Genomic DNA, 18096 nt, shown 5'->3' with positions numbered 1-18096 from the left:
GCTGCGGGTCGGACCGCCCGCCGCACACCCGCCGGTCGCGCCCGCCGTGACCACAACCAGGTTTATAAGCGGTGACGCGACCGTTAAATTCGCGCGGGTTCGTCGCACATAAAAGAATCGGCGGGACAAACCACTCCCGTGCGACAAACGTTTCGCCACACCCGGTCACCGAGCCAGGCAGAGCCGACTGAGCTGCCAAAACGGCCGTTCACCGACCGTCAGATCGCGCAGCGCGACCGAACTATTGACCGTGCGCGATGGGTCGCATATTGTTCGCGGTGCAAGTTCCACCGGACGCGATAAACACCGCCGCAATCAGAAGCCAGCCGTCGACAATCGACGCGGCCTTTCCGCTTCCCGCCGTGTCGGGTCAACCGCGCACGCATTCCACCCGACCAGCAAGGAATCCCCGTGGAAATGCTCACCCCTTCCGGGCGCACCCTGGCCCTTTTCGACGGAATAGGTGGTCACCAGGGAAATCTGCTCCCCACCCTCGGGGCGCTGCACGCGCAACCGGAGAACGCGCTGTTCTTCGACCGCATGTTCCGGGCCCTCGACGACCTGCGGGAGCACGTCGGCCACGCGTCCGAGCCGGTCGTTCCCACCGGGGGCCGGCTGCGCCGGTGGTTGACCGACCCCGCCACCGCGCCGCCGACCGGCACCGACGACTCGGTCGTCGCCGGCGTCTGCGTCCACCTGATCCAGCTGTGCGACCTGCAGCCCCGACGGGCCGCCCTCGACACCGTCACCGCCGCCATCGGGCACAGCATCGGGCTCCAGGCGGCCATCGTCGCCGGCCTGCGGCCGAAGCGCACGGACGCCTTCCTCGCCCTCGCCGAGACCTCACTCAGGCTGGTCGCGCTGAGCCTCGTCCGGGGACACCAGGCCACCACCGGCCGTCCCGTCCCCACCGAGCTGACCGAGCGGTACGCCACCTGCGGCGACCCGCGCCAGCGACCCGGCCCGATGGCGCTGGTCGACGGCCCCTCCCGGGCGGATCTCGCCGCCCTGGTCGACCGCTACCGGCGGGACACCCGACGGTCGGTCTCGGTCGGCCTGGTCAACACCCCCACCACCGGCGTGCTCAGCGGGCACACCGAGGACCTGCTGCACTTCCACGCCCACCACGAGGCGATGTTCCGCGCCGGCGCGGCGACCTGGACGTTCCTCACCAACACCCTGCCGTTCCACAGTCCGCACCTGGCCGCCGCCGCCGACGAGGTACGCCGGGACCGGACCTTCGTCGGTCCCCTGCCCGCCGCCGGTGAGCTGCGGATACCGGTCTACGCGGCGGACGCCCCCCGGACCCTGCCACCCGAGGCCGACCTGCTCGACGAGTTCGTCGAGCAGGTGCTGGTGCGCCCGGTCGACTGGGCGACCGCCAGCGTCCACGCCGTCACCGACGCCGGCATCACCACCGTGCTGGACTGCGGCCCCGGCCCCGCCGCCCGCCGGTTCACCCGGGAGTGCCTCGGCGGCCGGACGCTGCGCTTCGAGTCGATCCGACGAGCCTCCCGGCGACCGTGAAAGGACACCACGTGCACTGTCTACTCTTCCCGGGCCAGGGGGTGCAGCGCCGCGGCATGGGCGCCGACCTGTTCGGCCTGTTCCCCGAGGCCACCGCCAGGGCCGACGAGATCCTCGGCTGGTCCATCGAGGAGCTGTGCACCCGGGACCCGCAGCGACGCCTGCGCGACACCCGTTACGCCCAGCCCGCGGTGTTCTTCGTCAACGCCCTGCTGGCGCAGCAGGTGATCGCCGAACGCCCCGGGCACTACCGGTACTTCGCCGGCCACAGCCTCGGTGAGTACAACGCGCTGGTCGCCGCCGGGGTGCTCGACCTCGACGTCGCCCTGCGGCTGGTCGACCGGCGGGCCGAGCTGATGTCCCAGGTCACCGGCGGGGGCATGTCGGCGGTGCAGGGCCTGCCGGTGTCGTTCGTCAGGCGGGCGTTGACCGAGACCGGCCTGCCCCGGGTGTTCGTGGCGAACCTCAACGCCGACACCCAGAGCACGATCGCCGGGGACCGCGCCGAACTCGCCGTCGCGGCCAAGGCGATCGGCGCGCTGCCCGGGGCCCGGGTCGTCCCGCTCAACGTCAGCGGCCCCTTCCACACCCCGCTGATGGCGGCGGCGGAGCAGCGGTTCCGGGCCGTCCTGGACGGCTGCGACTTCGCCGCCGGGCACACCCCCGTGGTCTCCGGGGTCACCGGGGACGTCTTCGACACCGACCGCGCCGCCGAACTGCTCGCCCGGCAACTGTCCACCCCCGTGGAGTGGGTCCGGGCGGTCACCACCCTGCGCGCGGCCGGTGTCACCGGGTTCGACGAGGTCAACGGCAAGACCCTCAGCGCATTTCTCACCCGCATCGCGGAGAGGTGATTCACCGTATGGACACGGATATCGCGGTCGTCGGCCTGTCGGTCGAGGTGCCCGGGGCCGACGACCTCGACACCTTCTGGCAGATCATCAGTTCCGGGGCGAGCCTCACCCGACCATTTCCCACGAACCGTCGGGAAAAGCTCGCCGAATACATCAGATACCTCCGGGCGACGAGCATCGAACCGGTGAACGAGCCCGACGTCGAATACCACAGCGGCTGTTTCCTCGACGAGGTCGACACCTTCGACCACACCGTTTTCGGAATGAATCCCCGGCAGGCCACGCTGACCGACCCGCACCACCGGATGGTCATGCGCGCCATGTTCCTCGCCTTCGAGGACGCCGGTTACGGTTTCGACCGGCTCCGGGGAAGCCGGACGGGGGTGTTCGTCGGTTTCGCGGTCAACCCCGGCTCGACCTATCTGGACTACATCTGCCGGGTCGACCCGAACAACGGCCAGCAGGCCATCACCGGCAACATCCCGGCGATGCTGGCCAACCGGCTGTCGCACCTGCTCGACCTGCGCGGCCCGAGCCTGGTGGTGGACACCGCCTGCTCGGCCACCCTGGTCGCGGTGCACCAGGCCAAGAACGCGCTGCTCGCCGGGGACTGCGAGATGGCGGTGGTCGGCGGCGCACGGATCGTCTTCTCCCCCGTCAAGCACCCGCACTCCACCATCGGCATCGAGTCCTCCGACGGGGTCACCCGCACCTTCGACGAGGCCGCCGACGGCACCGGCTTCGGTGAGGGGTCGGGTGCGGTCGTCCTCAAGCGGATGTCGCAGGCGGTCGCGGACGGCGACCGGATCTACGCCGTGATCAAGGGCAGCGCGGTCAACCACGACGGCAACACCGAGGGCATCACCAACCCCGATTCCGACTCGCAGGCCGACCTGCTGGACGCCGCCTGGCGCAACGCGGGCGTGCACCCGCGGACCCTCGGCTACCTGGAGGCCCACGGCACCGCCACCCGGGTCGGCGACCCGATCGAGCACGAGGGGATGAAACGCGCCTTCGCCCGGTACACCACCGACCGGGGGTTCTGCGCGGTCGGCACCGTCAAGGCGAACGTGGGGCACCTGTTCGAGGGCTCCGGCGTCATCGGCCTGATCAAGGCCATCGCGGTGCTACGCAACCGGATGATCCCGCCGCAGGCCAACTTCAAGAACCCCAACCCGAAGCTCGACTTCGCCGCCGGGCCGCTGTACGTCTCCACCAGCCTGCGACCGTGGGAGTCCCCCGACGACGGCCCACGGCGCTGCGGGGTCAGCGCCTTCGGCCTCGGCGGCACCAACGCCCACGTGGTGCTGGAGGAGTACGTGGCCGAGACACCGGCGGCCCCCGCCGGCCCGGGGCCGTTCCTGTTCACCCTCAGTGCGGCCACCCTGAAGTCCCTGGTCCGCCTCGGCGAGCGGTACGTGCGGTTCATCGACGCCGCCGGCCTCGACGGGGTCGACATCGCCGACGTCTGTCACACCAGCCAGGTCTCCCGCAGCGGGCACCGGCACCGGGCCGCGTTCGTCGTCCGCGACGTCGCCGACCTGCGCCGGCAACTGGTCGCCTCGCTGGCCGACGGGGCGTCGCCGCCGCCGGACGGCCCGCTGGGCGACGAGGCCCGCCGCTACCTGGCCGGCGCGCCGGTGGACTGGCGGCGGCTCTCCGACGGCCGCCGCCGGATCGTCCGCCTTCCCGGGTACGCCTTCGACACCACCCCCGCGTGGGTGCAGTTCCCCGACACCTGGCGGGCGCAGCTGTCGCTGGGCACCGTCGACGAGGACCACCCGGTCACCCACGACGTGGTGTTCGCCCCCGCCGCCGACCCGGCGCCGGCGACACCCGGGGCGCGGGTGCTGGCCCTGGTCGACCCGGACACCGACGCCGCACGGCTGCTCGCCGCGACCGGCCTGGACGACCTGCGGGTGCTGCGGCTCGGCGAGCCGGTACGCCCCGGCGGCGCGCCCTTCGACGCCCGCTCGGCGGACTCCTTCGCCGAGATCGCCCAGCTCGTCGAGGACGACGGCGTCACCCACCTGGTGCACGCGCTCGGTTTCGACGCCGTCCCCGCCGCCGACCTCGCCGGGCTCGACCTGCGGACCGGCAAGAACCTGCACAGCCTGTTCCACCTGACCAAGGCGTTGATGGCGGCGGGCGTCAAGCTGGAACTGACGGTGCTCACCCGACGCGCGGTCTGCGCCCACGACGCGGAACCCGACGTGGTGGTCGAGAACGGCGCGCTGGTCGGCTTCGGCAAGGTCATCGGCCGGGAGTACCCGTACCTCGGGGTCACCCATCTCGACGTCGACCCGGACGTGTCGCCCGACGCGGTACGGGCGGAGATCCTCTCCCCCGAACGCGGGGTGTTCCTGTGGCGCGACGGCCGACGCCTGCACGAGGTCTTCGTCGAGGTGCCGCAGGTCGACACCGACGGCCCGCAGAGCTACCTGCGGCCGGGCGGCACCTATCTGGTCACCGGCGGCACCGGCGCGCTCGGTCTCGCCGTCGCCCACGCGTTCGCCACCCGGCAGCCCGACGTGACCCTGGTGCTGCTCAGCCGGTCCGGCCTGCCGCCGCGCGCGCAGTGGCCGGACCTGCTGGCCGCACCGGCCGGCGACGCCCGCGCCGGGCGGGTGCGCGCGGTGCGGGAGCTGGAGGAACTCGGCGCGCGGGTGCGGGTGGTGGCCGCCGACGCCGGTGACCCGCAGGCGCTGGCCGCCGCGGTGGCCGACGTCCGGGGCGAGTACGGCCGCATCGACGGCATCGTGCACGCCGCCGGCCTGCCCGGTGGCAGCACCGTGATGTTCCGGGAGCTGGCCGACTTCGACGCGGTGGTGCGGGCGAAGCTGCACGCCGCTTTCCTGCTCGACCAGCTCACCCGGGCCGACCGGCCGGACTTCGTCGTGCACTTCTCGTCGGTGGCGTCGGTGTTCCCCGCCCCCGGTCAGGCCGACTACGCGGCGGCCAACTACTACCTGGACAACGTGGCCCGCAGCCGGGCCGGCGGGCCGACCCACGTGATCGCGCTGGACTGGGTCGCGTGGAAGGAGATCGGCATGGCGGTCGACCACGGCACCAGCGGCGACACCATGTTCCGGGCCCTGCCCACCCGGGTCGCGTTGGACGTCCTCGACGCGGGCCTGCGCTCCGGCCGGTCCCGGCTGTTCGCCGGGGAGCTGCACTACCGGGGGGAGCTGATCCACCTGCTGCGCTCCTACGACGTGCGGCTCTCCGCCGAGATCGACGCGAAGGTCGAGCAGGAGATGCAGGCGTTGGAACAGCGGCTGCGGCAGGCCGCCGACAAGATCCGGGCCACCGTCGACGCGGTCGACGTCGCGCTGGAGGGTCGGCCGGACGGCGGGTACACCGACGTCGAACGGTCCGTGGCGCAGTGCCTCGCCCTCGCCTTCGGCTATCCGACGCTCGACGTGGAGGCGGACTTCTTCGACCTGGGCGGCGACTCCATCATGGCCGCCTCGGTGGCCAACTCCATCGCCGTGCGGCACGGCGTGCAGTACGACGTCGCGGACCTGCTCGCCGACCGGACCGTCGCCGAGATCGCCTACCACGTCGAGGACCTCGTCGCGTTCGCCGACGCCGCCGCCTGACGACACCGATCGGAGGGTGGCATGTCGGACATGACTACGGGGCCGGCGCTGCGGCGCATCGTCGGCTTCGCCCTGCCGCTGACCGCGGCGAACCTGCTGCAACAGGGTTACCTGCTGGTCGACAGCGTCGTCGTCGGCCGGTACGTCGGGGTCGAGGGGCTGGCCGTGGTGGGTGCCTGCGGGCCCCTGTTCTATCTGCTCAACGCCATGTTCATCGGGCTGGGCACGGCGTTCACCATCCGGTTGGCCCACCTGACCGGCGGCCAGCAGGTCGACCGTCGCCGCGACGTGGTCGCCGCCCTCGCCGTCCTCACGGTCGTCTGGGCCGCCGGCTGTGTCGTGCTGGCGACGCTGCTGGTCGAGCCGGCGCTGGCGGTGATGGGCATCGACGGGCGGCTGGCCGCCGACTCGGCCCGGTTCTTCGGCACCCTGGCGCTCGGCTTTCCCGGGATCTTCGGCAGCGCCGCGGTCAGCGCCTACTTCCGTGGGCTGGGTGACTCCCGCTCGGCGATGTGGGTGCAGGGCGTCGGCAGCATCGCCAACGTCGTGCTGGTGCTGCTCTTCGTCGCCGTCCTGGACGGGGGTGTGGTCGGCGCGGCGCTGGCCACCGCCGTGGCCAGCACGATCGCCCTGGTGGTCGGGCTGGTCTGGGCGGCGCGCACCCACCCGGTGCGGCGCGACGGGCCGCGGCCGGCGCTCCGCCGGGAACTCGTCGACGCCGCCCGGCTGGGTCTGCCCCTGGCCAGCCAGCACATCGTGCTCGCCCTCGGGATCATGGTGCTGGTCGGGATCATCCAGTCCTACGGGGAGGTGGTCCTCGCCGCGTTCACGATCGTCTCCCGGATCGAGTTGTTCACCGGCATCCTGTTCCTCGACTTCTCCGGGGCGGTGACCGCCTTCGCCGCCCAGAACCTCGGCGCGGGCGACCTGGCCCGGGCCCGCGCGGGGCTGCTGCGCACGCTGCGGTTGACGGCCGTGCTGTCGGTGCTGGTCGCCGGGGTGGTGCTGGTCGCCCGTGCCCCGCTCGCCGCGCTGTTCACCGACGATCCGGCCACCCGGGAGCTGACCGGACGCTACCTGACGATCATCTACCCCTTCCTGCTCCTCTACACCGCCATGGTGGTCATCCACGGCTACCTCAACGGTGCCGGTCGGACGACCGCGCCGCTGATCTGCACGCTGATCGCCTTCGTCGCCGTGCAGATCCCCTTCGCCTGGCTGCTCAACGGCCCGTTCGGCATCGACGCCGTCATGTGGGCGGTGGTGGCCAGCTGGACCGCCGGGCTGACCTACAGCGTGTTCTGCCTGCGGCGGGTGCTGTTCGTCAGGCCCGCGCCGGCGGCGGTGCCCGCTTCGACCTGATGCCCCGTCCATCCCCCGCGCCCCGTGAGGACCACCAGTGATCAACAGTCGCACCGTCGAGGTGACGTTCCACGCGGGCCGCAGCCGGACCGCCCACCTGACCTGGGGCCAGCAGGGCACCTGGGACGTCCTGCGCCGCTGGCTGCCGGAGATGAAGCCGTTCTTCGTGCTGACCCGCTGGCTGGACGTACCCCTGCTGCTCGAGGTCGACGACGTGCTGGCGCAGCTGTCCCACCTGCTCCAGCGGCACGAGTCGCTGCGGACGCTCTTCCCGCCGGGGGTCGACGGCCAGGGCGGCCAGCACGTCCTCGGCGAGGGCGTCGTCACCGTCGAGGTCGTCGACCGGCCCGACGGTGACCCGGTCAGCTTCGCCGACATCGTCGCCGACTGTCTGGGCCGGGCCGGTGGCCGTCCGTTCGCCCACGACACCGAGCTGCCGATCCGGTTCGCGGTCGCCACCCACGAGGGCATCCCCGTGCTGCTGATGTTCGCCGTGTCCCACCTGGCGGCGGACCACCTCGGCGCGGACCTCCTGGCCGACGAGCTGGCCGCGTTGCTGCGGGCCAGGACCGACGGCGAGGCCCCACCGCCGGCCCGACCGGCGGTGCAGCCGGTCGACCTGGCCGTCTTCGAACGCTCCCCGGACGGGCAACGCCTCAACGTCGACGCGTTGGCGTACCTGCGTCAGCAGCTCCGCCGGCTGCCGGCCGACCCGCTGCCCGAGCGGGTCACCCCGGTCACCCCCCGGTACTGGCGCGGTGAACTCGCCTCCGACGCCGCCGCCGTGGCCCTGCGGCTGGCCGCCCGACGGCTGCGCACCAGCACGTCGGTCACCCTGCTGGCCGTCGTCAACGCGCTGGTGCGCACGGTTTGCGCCACGCCGGTCTACCCGCTGGACATCATGCAGAGCAACCGGGTGGAACCGGAGCTGCGGTACACCGTGACCAGCCTCAACCAGGCCGTCCGTACCGCCATGGAGGTGTCCGGCGACACCGTGGGCGACCTGGTCGGGCACGCCCGCGCCGCGATGGGGGCGGCGATGCGGCACGCCCGCCACGACGGCCGGGCCGCCGCTCAGGTGGCCCGCGCCGCCGACGCCGCCGCCGGGCGGCCCCTGCCGGCCGGCGGCCAGTTCAACGACCGGTGGTCGCTGCAACCGCGACCCGCCGGCCCGGCACCGGGCCCGCAGGCGTTGGCCGGGCTGGCCGCGACGACCACCTTCGCGTGGCCGCAGCGGGCCGCCGCCGAGGCGATGCCGTTGTACGTCGACGCGGGCGGCACCGCCGAGCGGATCCACCTGTCGCTGATGGCCGACACCGCGCTGCTCGCCCCCGCCGACATCCGGGGTTTCCTGTACGCCGTGGAGCAGGTCGCCATCGAGCTGGCCCGGGACGACGTCAGCCTGCGCCGGGTGACGGAGATCTTCGACAGCCACCGGCTCTGTGAGGTCCCCGGCCACCCGGACACCCCGTGACCGGCCCGCCCCGGCCGTGAGCGGGCGGTCCGGTGCCCGGCCCGGCCGGGTCAGTGCACGACGACGACCGCCGAGGGCGGTTCCAGGTCGGCGAGCCGGGACGGACGGACCACGAGGAACAGCACCGCCAGCGCGGCCACCATGCCCCCGGCGACCACCAGCGCCATCGCCACCGCGCCGTTGCCCAGCACCCCCACCATCGGCGCGGCCACCGCGCCGACGCCGAACTGCACCGCGCCGAGCAGGGCCGAGGCGGTGCCGGCGGCCTCACCGTGGCGGGACAGCGCCAGCGCCGGGGCGTTCGGCATCGCCAGGCCGGCCGCCGCCAGCACCACCCACAGCGCCACCAGCAGGGCGGGCAGCCCACCGAACCCGGTCACGGCGAAGGCCAGCAGGGCCAGCCCGGCCAGGGTGCCGACGCTCAACGAGGTGACCAGGATGCGTTGCGGGGAGTGGCGGCGCAGCAGCCGCACGTTGTACTGGGCCGCCCCGATCAGGCCCACCGCGCCCGCCCCGAACGCCAGCCCGAACTGCTGCTCGTCGAGCCCGTACCGTTCCTGCAGGACGAACGACGAGCCGGCCACGTACGCGAACAGCGCCGCCATGGCCAGCCCGGCGACCACGACGAGCCCCACGAAGGTCCGGTCGCGCAGCAGCGCGCCGTACAGGCGCGCGGTCGACCACACGCCGCCGGGTTGGCGACGCTCGGCGGGCAGGGTCTCGGGCAGGCCGATCACGGCGACCACGACGAGCAGCACCCCGAAGACGGCCAGGGTCACGAAGACCCCCCGCCAGTCCGTCCAGCGCAGCACCCCGCCGCCGAGGGTCGGGGCGAGGACGGGGGCGGCACCCATCACCAGCAGCAGCCGGGACAGCAGGGTGGCGAAGGCGGTGCCGTTGAACAGGTCCCGCAGCACCGCCATCGCGACCACCGTGGCGGCGGCGACGCCGAGGCCCTGCACCACCCGCAGCGCGCCGAGGACGGCGATGTGCTGGGCGACGACGCAGAGCGCCGACGCCACGACGTGCAGGGCGAGGCCGGCGATGAGCGGGCCACGGCGGCCGACGGCGTCGGAGAGCGGCCCGATCAGCAGTTGGCCGAGGGCCAGCCCGGCGAGCGTGCCGGTGAGGGTCAGCTGGACCGCCGCCGAGGTGGTCATCAGGTCGGCGGCGATGGCGGGCAGCGCCGGCAGGTACATGTCGATGGTCAGCGGGCCGATGGCGATCAGCGAGCCGAGGACGAGGACGAGCCGTACCCGCTGCCGGCGGGTCATCAGGTCTCCGGGCGTCGGTGCGACCTTCGTCAGCCGGTCGGGGGCGAGATCGGTCATCGGGGAAGCTCCGCCCGGTCGTGGTGCGGCCGGGCGCGAGACGGTACGACTGTCACACCTGGCTTCAAATCCTGACCTGCTGCTCTGATTCCCGCTCCACGCAGAGGTAACGCGGGTCACAGCCGTCGGTCACGGCTCAGGCCGGGTCCACGCGCCCCAGCCGCCAGTACCCCATGAAGGCGACGGCGCGGCGGTCCACGCCCCGCTCGACGACGAGGTGCCGGCGCAGCGCGCGGATGACACCGGCCTCCCCGGCCAGCCAGGCGTAGACGGGCACGGGCGCGGTCGGGGCCGGCACCTCCCACAGCGGAGCCACGTCGACGTCGACGTCGACGACCGCCCCGGCGGGCGTCGTCCCGGTGCCCGACAGCAGCCGTTGCGCCGCCGCGGCCACGGCGGGCAGCAGCCTGCTGCCGTGGCCGCCGCCGGCGCGGGCCAGCCAGCTCACGGTGACGCCGGGCGGGGCGGCCACCGGCAGGACGTCGGCCGGGTCCGGCACCTCGAGCAGCACCTCGCCCCGGGCGTCGAGGGGCAGGCGTTCCAGGATGGCGCTGATGGCGGGCACGGCGGTCTCGTCACCGGCCAGCAGCAGCCGGCCGGCGGGCGGCGGGCGGAACTCGATGCCGCCGTGCTCGCCGTCGTGGCCGGCGTCGGGTCCGAGCAGCCCGGCCTCGTCGCCGGGGCGGACCCGCAGCGCCCACCGGCCCGCCGGGCCGTGGTCGCCGTGCAGCACCAGGTCCACGTCCACCTCGGCCAGGTGCTGCCGGACCGCCCGGACGGTGTACGTGCGGATCGGGCAGCGCTCCTGCTCGGGCAGGGCGCGCCAGTGGGTGTACCAGTCGTCGCCGCCGGGCAGGTGGACGCCGGGTCGGCCGGGCACCGGTAGCACCAGCTTGATCCGCTGGTCGTACCCGTTGTCGGCGAACCGGTCGAGGTCGGGGCCGGTGAAGGTGACCCGCAGAAACGACGGGCTGAGCCGACGCGCCGCGCGTACCTGGACGTCGAACAGCCGCCAGGGCGCGACGGGCAGGGTCCCGGTGCCGGTCGGGTGGTGCCGCTCCCCCGCCGGGCGAACTCGATCACTAAGCACGTAGGTGAGGCTAACCTAACCAACAACGTGAATGGCGACGTGGGTCACCCACCCCCCGTTCGGGGCACGTCACCCCCTGCCCGAGCGGCCCCGACCCTGGTCAACGGGCCCGGGCGGCGCGGTCGAGGAAGAGCAGCCGGGCCCGCTTCTCCGGCAGCTCGATCTCCGGACCGGGCACGAAGCCGGCCCGGACCAGCCGGTCGATGGCGCGGGCGTTGCGGGCGTCCGGTTCGGCGACGATCCGCAGCCGGGTCGGGTCGGCCAGCACGAACGCGAGGAACACGTCGAGGAGCACGCCGGTGAAGCCGGGTTCCGGGCCGTCGTCCGGCGGACCGATGAGCAGGTGGATACCGAAGTCGCCGGGGCGTACGTCGTAGCACCGCCCGACCGGGTCGGCCGCCGGCTCGTAGGTCTGGAACAGCGCCACCGGCCGGCCGTCCCGGTGGGCCAGGTAGGCGTGGTGGGTGGTCAACGAGTCGAGGTACGCGTAGATCTCGCGGACCCGCTCCCGGCTGGCCCCGCCCATGCCCCAGAACCGGGACCGCTCCCGGGTCACCCAGTCGTGGATGACCGCGACGTCCCGGTCGGGATCCACCGGCCGGAGGGACACCTCCCCGAAGCCGTCGACGCGGCACGAGGTGGAGGTCGGCGCAGTGGTCATGGCACTCCTTCCGGGCGACCGGCCCGGCGGGCCCGTCACGTTTCGCTGTCGAAACGGCACCCTCGGCGACGATTCCGCCAGACCCCATCACAACTTCGGAAAGTATGCAAACGACCACCCGGAGCAATGCCCCACCGGAGACGCCCCACACCGGCGGCGACACCGGAACGGCGACACCGGAAAACCGCACCCGGTCACCGGCCGATCGGCGACCGCATCCCGGGCCGCCGACCTGTGACCCGTCAGGCACGCCCTGGTATTGACTCACGTAATTAGTTCTGATAGCCGACCAGGATCCGATCGCAAAGGCGGCGATTCGCTCGGAGCGCCGAGGATCACTAATCGTGGAACAGGGGGTGACACATTGCCGTTCGTCGTTGAATAATTGCCGCTGTCGAGTGCCGGTCCCGTGCGCGCCGGTGTTCAGGAGAAGGGACAGTCGTGAAACGTGACCAGTCACCGGTACTGCCGGGCGACGGCTCCACGGACTACGCCCGTTACATGCGCACCGACGAGCTGCTCGCCCTGCAACGCCGCCCGGAGGAGATGCTCCACCGCGACGAGCTGCTCTTCCAGGTGGTGCACCAGTCCGCCGAGCTGTGGCTGAAGCTGGCCGAGGCCGAGCTGACCGCCGCCGTCGCGCGGACCGGGGCCGCCGACCCGGTCGCGGCGGCGGCGCTGCTGGCCCGCGCGACGCTCGCGGTGCGACTGGTCACCGACCAGCTGGAGATGTTCCGGCACCTGTCGCCCGTCAACTTCCAGACGATGCAACCCGCGCTGGGCAACGGTTCCGGCGCCGAGTCGCCCGGCTGGCGGCGGGCCGCGACGGTCAGCAGACAGCTCGGCCGGGTCTTCGCCGGGCACCTCGCCACCCGGGGCGGCAGGCTCGACGCGCTGGCACCGAGCGACCCGACCCGACGGCTCGCCGAGGCGATGATCGCCTGGGACGAGCAGGTCCACCAGTGGCGGGTACGCCACTACGAGGTCGCCCTGCGGGTCGGTGGGCACGCCCCCGGCGGCACCCCGGGCAGCGCGGCGAACGTGCTCGCCAAGCTCCTCGAACACCGGTTCTTTCCCGAGCTGCGCCCGCCCCGGCCGGACGCCGACGTCCCGGTGGCGGCGCATTCGGGCACCACAGAGGCATGACGAGCCGCGCCACTCGAAAATTCGTCGGCGCTCCCTGTGACAGATACCCCACGAGGTGCGGTTCGTGCGTGAGCTGACGAGCTGGTCGTCCGGTACGGCCGATCCCGAGCAATTCCCCTACCAGGCAGTGGTCACCGAATTTCATCGTGTCGGTAAACACTTCGTCAAAAAGGAACTCCTCGTCCAGCTGGACGCCGCGCGCGCCCGGGTGAACGCGCGGACCATCCCCGCCCGCGAGTTGTCCACCTTCCTCGACGTGGCGCTCGACAAGTGGGACGGCCGGTACGACTACCGCAGCTACCTGGCCCTGCCCCTGCTCCCCCTGTCCACCGTCGCCCCGGAGGCCGGACCGGGCGGGCGGGCGGCCGACGAGGTCGACCGGCCGGGGCCGGGCGGCGGGCGGCGGGAACGGGACCGGCTCCTGGTCGACCTCGTCGCCGACGCCCTCGCCTTCGAGCTGGCCGCCTCGACCGACGCCATCGACCTGCTTCCCGAGCAGCGGCCCGGACCGGCACTGTCGGCCAAGCGGTGCCGGCTCGGGGTCCGCGCCGTCGCGTCGGCCCTCACCCGGCTCGGCCTGGCCGGGGCGGTCACCGAGCGGGACCCGGTCGCGGCGGCGGTGGCGCTGCACCGGCTCGTCGTCACCGGCCGCGACCCCGCCCGGAAACGCGCCCTGGCGTTGAGCATGCTGCCGGTCTACGTCTCCCACGACGAGTACCTGTTCATCCGGGTCCTCCAGGCCTACGAGTGCGTCTTCGCCGGGGTCGCCGAGGAACTGCGGGGCACCATCGCCGCGTTGGACACCGGCCGGCCCCGCCCGGCCGCCGGTCGGCTGGCGTACGCCCGGGAGCTGATCAGCGGTGCCGGGACGCTGTTCTCCCTGCTGGCCACCATGCAACCGGCGGCGTTCCGGACGTTCCGCGAGTACACCGAGGGGGCCAGCGCGATCCAGTCCCGCTCGTACAAGATCATGGAGTCGCTGTGCCGTACGCCGGAGCCGGAGCGGTTGGACTCCACCGCGTACCGGTCGGTGCCGGAGGTACGCGAGGTGGTGCGGGCCGGCCAGCCGTCGATCGACCGGGCCTACCGCGCGGCGGTCCGGGCCGGCTCGCTGCGGGGGCCCGACCTCGACCTGGTACGGCAGCAGATGGCGGCCTTCGCCGAGGCGGTGCTGACCTGGCGACGCACCCACCACCGGCTGGCGGTCCGGATGCTCGGTGCGCGCTCCGGCACCGGCTACACCGAGGGCACCCCCTACCTGGCGGCCGTCCGCGCCGTCCCGGTCTTCACCACCGTGTCCACCGACAACCGTCCACCCCGGACCGATCCGATCGGAGGCTGCTGCGAGTGAGCGCACCCGCGACCCACCTGGCGCGTTGCCTGGATGCCGCCGCACACGCCGCCCTGCGCGCCGAGTTCCCGCTGCTGGGAACCTGCGTCTACCTGGGCAACAACTCCACCGGCGCGGCGCCCCGGGGCGTCGAGGGGGTGCTCGCCGACTACTGGGCGACCCTGCGCGACTGGCGCGACGAGGTGTGGCACGGCTGGCACGTCGGCCTCGACCGGTACGCCGACTCGGTCGCCGCGCTGCTCGGCGCACCACCGGGCAGCGTGGTCACCGACGCCAACCTGAGCACCCTGCTGGTCCGGGTGCTGTCCTGCTTCGACTACCGGCCGCCGCGCGACCGGATCGTCACCACCGACCTGGAGTACCCGACGGTGCCGTTCATCGGCACCGCGTTCCGCCGCTACGGCGCGCGGCTCGACGTGGTCGGCACCGGCGGCCCCCGGTTCGACGAGGACGCCCTCGAAGCCCGCATCGACGAGCGGACGCTGCTGGTCTGCGTACCCCATGCGAGTTTCTCCTCCGGGGCCACCATCGACCTGGCCCGGCTGGTCGCCCGCGCCCACGCCGTCGGCGCCCTGGTGGTGGTGGACGCCTTCCAGACCGTCGGCGCGGTCCCGCTGGACGTGACCGCGCTCGGCGTCGACGTCGTCCTCGGCGGCGCGCACAAGTGGCTGTGCGGGGCCGGCACCGCCTTCCTCTACGTCCGCCCCGACCTGGCCGGGCGGCTGGAACCGGCGGCGACCGGGTGGCAGGCCGGCGACCGGGCGTTGACCTTCCGGGTGTCGACCGGGTGGGCGGCGGGGGCGCAACGCTTCGCCGGCGGCACGCCGTACCCGTTGACCTCACTGATCTCCCAGGTCGGCCTGGACCTGCTCGCGGGCGTCGGGATGGGGGCGATCCGGGCGCACTCGCTGGCGCTGACCCAGCGGGTCCTGGACCGGGCGGCGGCGGCCGGCGTCACCGTGGTCAGCCCCACCGACCCGGACCGCCGGGGCGGGGTGGTCTGCCTGGACGTCCCCGACGGCGAGGAGGTCAAGCGGCGGCTGGCCGCACGCAACATGATCTGCACCTGGCGGGGCTGGCTGCGGATCGGACCGCACGTCTACAACACCCTCGACGAGGTCGACGCGTTCATGGACGCGCTGGTCGAGGAGCTGGGCCGGTGAGCGTCACCCTGTCCCCCCGGGCGCTGATGAGCCTGCTCGTCAATGGTCCCAAGGCCGTCGACGTGCTGGAGACCGCGCTGGCCCTCGGCCTGCTCGACGCGCTGGAACCCGGCCCGGTCCGCCTGGACGCGCTGGCCGAGCGGTTCGCGGTGCGCCCGCTGCGGCTCTACAAGTTCCTCGACTGTCTGGAGAGCCTCGGCTGCGTCACCCGGCACGAACCCGACGACGACATCGCCGGAGCCAGCTACCGGGCGGTGCCGGGACTGCGCGACGCCGTGCTGGCGGTGGTCGGCCCGGACGCGATCGAACGGGACCGGGACCGCTACCCGTGGCGGCTGCTGCACGGCCGGCTCGCCGAGAGCCTGCGCGGCGAGGTCGGCATGAGCGACGACGACTTCGCCTGGCCGCCGAAGACCGACGCGCAGACCGCCGACTTCGAACGCAGCATGGCCGCCGGGCTCGGCCCGGTGATCGAGACGCTGCGTCGGCACGCCGACCGGCTCTGGTCGGACCGGCGACGCCTGCTGGACGTCGGCGGTGGTGACGGCACCCTCGCCGCACACGTCCTCGACACCGCCCCCGCCCTGCGGGCCGACGTGTTCAACCTGCCGGCGGTGGCACCCCTGGTGGCGGCCACCCGGGTCGACCGGGGGCACCCCGACCGGCTGGGCTTCGTCGGCGGCGACTTCCTGGCCGGGCCGCTGCCGACGGGCTACGACGCGATGGCGTTCGTCCGGGTGCTGCACGACTGGCCCAACGACGTCGCCCGCCGCCTGGTGGAGCAGGCGTACGCGGCGCTGGAGCCGGGCGGGTTGCTGCTCGTCGCCGAGGAGTTCCGCACCCCGGACCGGCTGGCCGTGCAGTTCTTCTGGAGCTACTTCCTGATCGGCGTGGACAGCTGCGTCAGCCGGCTGCGGGAGGTCGAGTTCTACACCGGGCTGCTCACCGAGGTCGGGTTCACCCGGGTGGCGGTGCTGCCCGGCGGGTGGGAACTGGTCACCGCGTACAAGCCGGGATGATTCCCCGGTGGACGCCGGGGCCGGCGGACGGTCCCGCCGGCCCCGGTGGGCCGGTCAGGGGCGGCGGGCCAGCACCGCGCCGTTCGCGCCGGGGGCCTCGAACGGCACCGTACGCACGTCGACGAAGCCGGCGTCGGTCAACCACCGCCGGTACTCCGCGCCGGAGTAGTTCTTGCCGCCCTCGGTCTCGACGAGCATGTTCATGCCCATCAGGGCGGCCTCCGGCGGTCCGGTGCGCTCGTCGTTGAGCAGCAGTTCGGAGATGACGATCACCCCGCCGGGGGGTAGCGCGGCGTGGCAGCGGGCTAGCAGCGCCCGGTTGGTCGGCTCGTCCCAGTCGTGCAGGATCATGCTGAGCAGGATCACGTCGTGCCCGTCGGGCAGGGCCGGGTCGGCGAGGAAGTCACCGGCGACCGTGCCGATCCGGTCGGTCAGGCCCGCCTCCGCGATCCGCTCCCCGGCCCGCACGCACACGTGCGGCAGGTCCAGGATCGTCGCCCGTAGCTCCGGCAGCCGCAGGCAGAACTCGATCGGGAACGCCCCCGCGCCACCGCCGACGTCGAGCAGCCGGCGGTGCGCGCCGAAGTCGTACGCGTCGGCCAGCGCGCGGGCGGTGAACCGGGAGGTGGCGAACATGGCGTCCCAGAACTGGGCCACCAGCTCCGGGTCGGTGGTGTCGAACAGGGAGTCCTGCTGCTGCGGGTCCCAGGTGAGCGGCCGGTTGCCGCGCAGCGCCTCGCCCACCCGGTGCCAGGGCAGGTAGGTACGCAGGTCGGAGTAGCGCACCTGGGCACCGAAGTAGTAGGGCCGCCCCTCGACCAGGAACTGTTCGGCCAGCGCGGAGTTGCGGTAGCCGTCACCTGCCTTGTCCAGCAGCCCCAGCGACGCGCTGGCCGACAGCAGCAGGTCGGCGGGGCGTTCGTCGAGCCCGAACTCGACGGCGGCCTCGGCCACGGTGACGGTCCGCCCGCCGGCCAGCCTGGTGAACAGGCCGAACTCGACCCCGACGGCGAGGGTCTTGAAGCCCCAGACGCCGGCGACGAGGTGCATGAGAGGAGTGGGAGTGATCATGGGAACATAAGATCATGGAACGGTGACGCGGTGGCACGCACCCGTCACCATGGAGTAATGATTCGCTTCATCCTGAACCTGTTGTGGCTCATCCTCGGTGGCGGAATCGTGCTGGCCCTCGGCTACTTCATCGCGGCGGTGGTCTGCTTCGTGCTCATCATCACCATCCCGTTCGGGGTGGCGTCGCTGCGGCTCGCCTCGTACTCGCTGTGGCCGTTCGGCCGGACCCTGGTCACCAAGCCCGGGGCCGGCGTCCCGTCCGGGCTGGCGAACGTGCTGTGGGTGCTGCTCGCCGGCTGGTGGCTGGCGCTGTCCCACCTGCTCGCCGGGATCGCGCTCTGCGTCACGATCATCGGCATCCCGTTCGGCATCGCCAACTTCAAGCTCGTCCCGGCGGCGTTCTGGCCGCTCGGCCGGGAGGTCGTCGAGGCGCCCTGACCCGACC

The 18096-nt window shown here is 73.0% G+C and carries 14 protein-coding genes; 10 read left to right on the top strand and 4 right to left on the bottom strand.

Translation table 11 applies throughout. The features are described from left to right. Positions 1-417: 417 nt before the first annotated feature. From ACN261_RS24165 to ACN261_RS24145, 5 genes are read left to right on the top strand one after another with little or no spacing between them, the layout of a single operon-like run. Positions 418-1527, top strand: a complete 1110-nt coding sequence (locus ACN261_RS24165; protein ID WP_425853644.1) for a hypothetical protein — start codon at positions 418-420, stop codon at positions 1525-1527. 11 nt (positions 1528-1538) lie between these two features. Then, entirely contained in the window at positions 1539-2381 is an 843-nt protein-coding gene (locus ACN261_RS24160; RefSeq protein ID WP_421481929.1) for an ACP S-malonyltransferase, read from the top strand. Between the two features lie 8 nt (positions 2382-2389). Next, positions 2390-5983: an SDR family NAD(P)-dependent oxidoreductase gene (locus tag ACN261_RS24155; RefSeq protein WP_425852280.1), complete on the top strand. Its 3594-nt coding sequence runs from the start codon at positions 2390-2392 to the stop codon at positions 5981-5983. 30 nt (positions 5984-6013) lie between these two features. Then, entirely contained in the window at positions 6014-7345 is a 1332-nt protein-coding gene (locus ACN261_RS24150; RefSeq protein ID WP_421481927.1) for an MATE family efflux transporter, read from the top strand. A 37-nt stretch (positions 7346-7382) separates the two neighbouring features. Beyond that, positions 7383-8819, top strand: a complete 1437-nt coding sequence (locus ACN261_RS24145; protein WP_425852277.1) for a condensation domain-containing protein — start codon at positions 7383-7385, stop codon at positions 8817-8819. Positions 8820-8869: 50 nt separating this feature from the next. On the opposite strand, the gene ACN261_RS24140 is transcribed toward ACN261_RS24145, so the two are convergent. The 3 genes from ACN261_RS24140 to ACN261_RS24130 form a co-directional block, all read right to left on the bottom strand. After that, positions 8870-10093, bottom strand: a complete 1224-nt coding sequence (locus ACN261_RS24140; RefSeq protein WP_204924640.1) for a multidrug effflux MFS transporter — start codon at positions 10091-10093, stop codon at positions 8870-8872. 193 nt (positions 10094-10286) lie between these two features. Further along, positions 10287-11240 (bottom strand): siderophore-interacting protein, encoded by a 954-nt coding sequence (locus tag ACN261_RS24135; RefSeq protein WP_425852275.1) that lies wholly within the window; start codon positions 11238-11240, stop codon positions 10287-10289. 100 nt (positions 11241-11340) lie between these two features. Continuing rightward, entirely contained in the window at positions 11341-11901 is a 561-nt protein-coding gene (locus tag ACN261_RS24130; RefSeq protein WP_421481924.1) for a GNAT family N-acetyltransferase, read from the bottom strand. Between the two features lie 441 nt (positions 11902-12342). On the opposite strand from ACN261_RS24130, the gene ACN261_RS24125 reads away from it, so the two are divergent. The 4 genes from ACN261_RS24125 to ACN261_RS24110 are packed head-to-tail and all read left to right on the top strand — an operon-like array spanning position 12343 to position 16580. After that, the gene (locus ACN261_RS24125) at positions 12343-13047 is read left to right on the top strand and encodes a tryptophan 2,3-dioxygenase family protein (protein WP_425852273.1); all 705 of its coding nucleotides are present in this window, start codon (positions 12343-12345) and stop codon (positions 13045-13047) included. Between the two features lie 55 nt (positions 13048-13102). Continuing rightward, positions 13103-14398, top strand: coding sequence for a tryptophan 2,3-dioxygenase family protein (locus ACN261_RS24120; RefSeq protein ID WP_425852271.1), 1296 nt, complete (start codon positions 13103-13105; stop codon positions 14396-14398). Beyond that, a complete protein-coding gene (locus ACN261_RS24115; protein WP_425852269.1) occupies positions 14395-15561 on the top strand; it encodes an aminotransferase class V-fold PLP-dependent enzyme in 1167 nt (388 codons plus the stop codon). Before ACN261_RS24120 ends, ACN261_RS24115 begins: the two co-directional genes overlap by 4 nt. After that, complete coding sequence (locus ACN261_RS24110; RefSeq protein WP_421481919.1) at positions 15558-16580, top strand: methyltransferase; 1023 nt, start codon at positions 15558-15560, stop codon at positions 16578-16580. The genes ACN261_RS24115 and ACN261_RS24110 overlap by 4 nt, the downstream gene beginning before the upstream one ends. Positions 16581-16634: 54 nt before the next feature. On the opposite strand, the gene ACN261_RS24105 is transcribed toward ACN261_RS24110, so the two are convergent. Next, complete coding sequence (locus tag ACN261_RS24105; RefSeq protein ID WP_425852267.1) at positions 16635-17651, bottom strand: methyltransferase; 1017 nt, start codon at positions 17649-17651, stop codon at positions 16635-16637. A gap of 57 nt (positions 17652-17708) precedes the next feature. Between ACN261_RS24105 and ACN261_RS24100 the strand changes: the two genes are divergently transcribed. Continuing rightward, the gene (locus ACN261_RS24100; protein ID WP_421481917.1) at positions 17709-18089 is read left to right on the top strand and encodes a YccF domain-containing protein; all 381 of its coding nucleotides are present in this window, start codon (positions 17709-17711) and stop codon (positions 18087-18089) included. Positions 18090-18096: the final 7 nt, after the last annotated feature.

Origin of the sequence: Micromonospora sp. WMMD723, assembly GCF_049863385.1 — a bacterium.
GTDB lineage: Bacteria > Actinomycetota > Actinomycetes > Mycobacteriales > Micromonosporaceae > Micromonospora > Micromonospora wenchangensis.
This window is presented reverse-complemented; position numbering and strand designations above follow the sequence as displayed.

Excerpts from the sequence above, each read along its gene's own strand:
- ACN261_RS24140 (WP_204924640.1), bottom strand. The coding sequence starts at position 10,093 with ATGACCCGCCGGCAGCGGGTACGGCTCGTCCTCGTCCTCGGCTCGCTG.
- ACN261_RS24165 (WP_425853644.1), top strand. The coding sequence starts at position 418 with ATGCTCACCCCTTCCGGGCGCACCCTGGCCCTTTTCGACGGAATAGGT.
- ACN261_RS24105 (WP_425852267.1), bottom strand. The coding sequence starts at position 17,651 with ATGATCACTCCCACTCCTCTCATGCACCTCGTCGCCGGCGTCTGGGGC.
- ACN261_RS24100 (WP_421481917.1), top strand. The coding sequence starts at position 17,709 with ATGATTCGCTTCATCCTGAACCTGTTGTGGCTCATCCTCGGTGGCGGA.
- ACN261_RS24155 (WP_425852280.1), top strand. The coding sequence starts at position 2,390 with ATGGACACGGATATCGCGGTCGTCGGCCTGTCGGTCGAGGTGCCCGGG.
- ACN261_RS24150 (WP_421481927.1), top strand. The coding sequence starts at position 6,014 with ATGACTACGGGGCCGGCGCTGCGGCGCATCGTCGGCTTCGCCCTGCCG.
- ACN261_RS24130 (WP_421481924.1), bottom strand. The coding sequence starts at position 11,901 with ATGACCACTGCGCCGACCTCCACCTCGTGCCGCGTCGACGGCTTCGGG.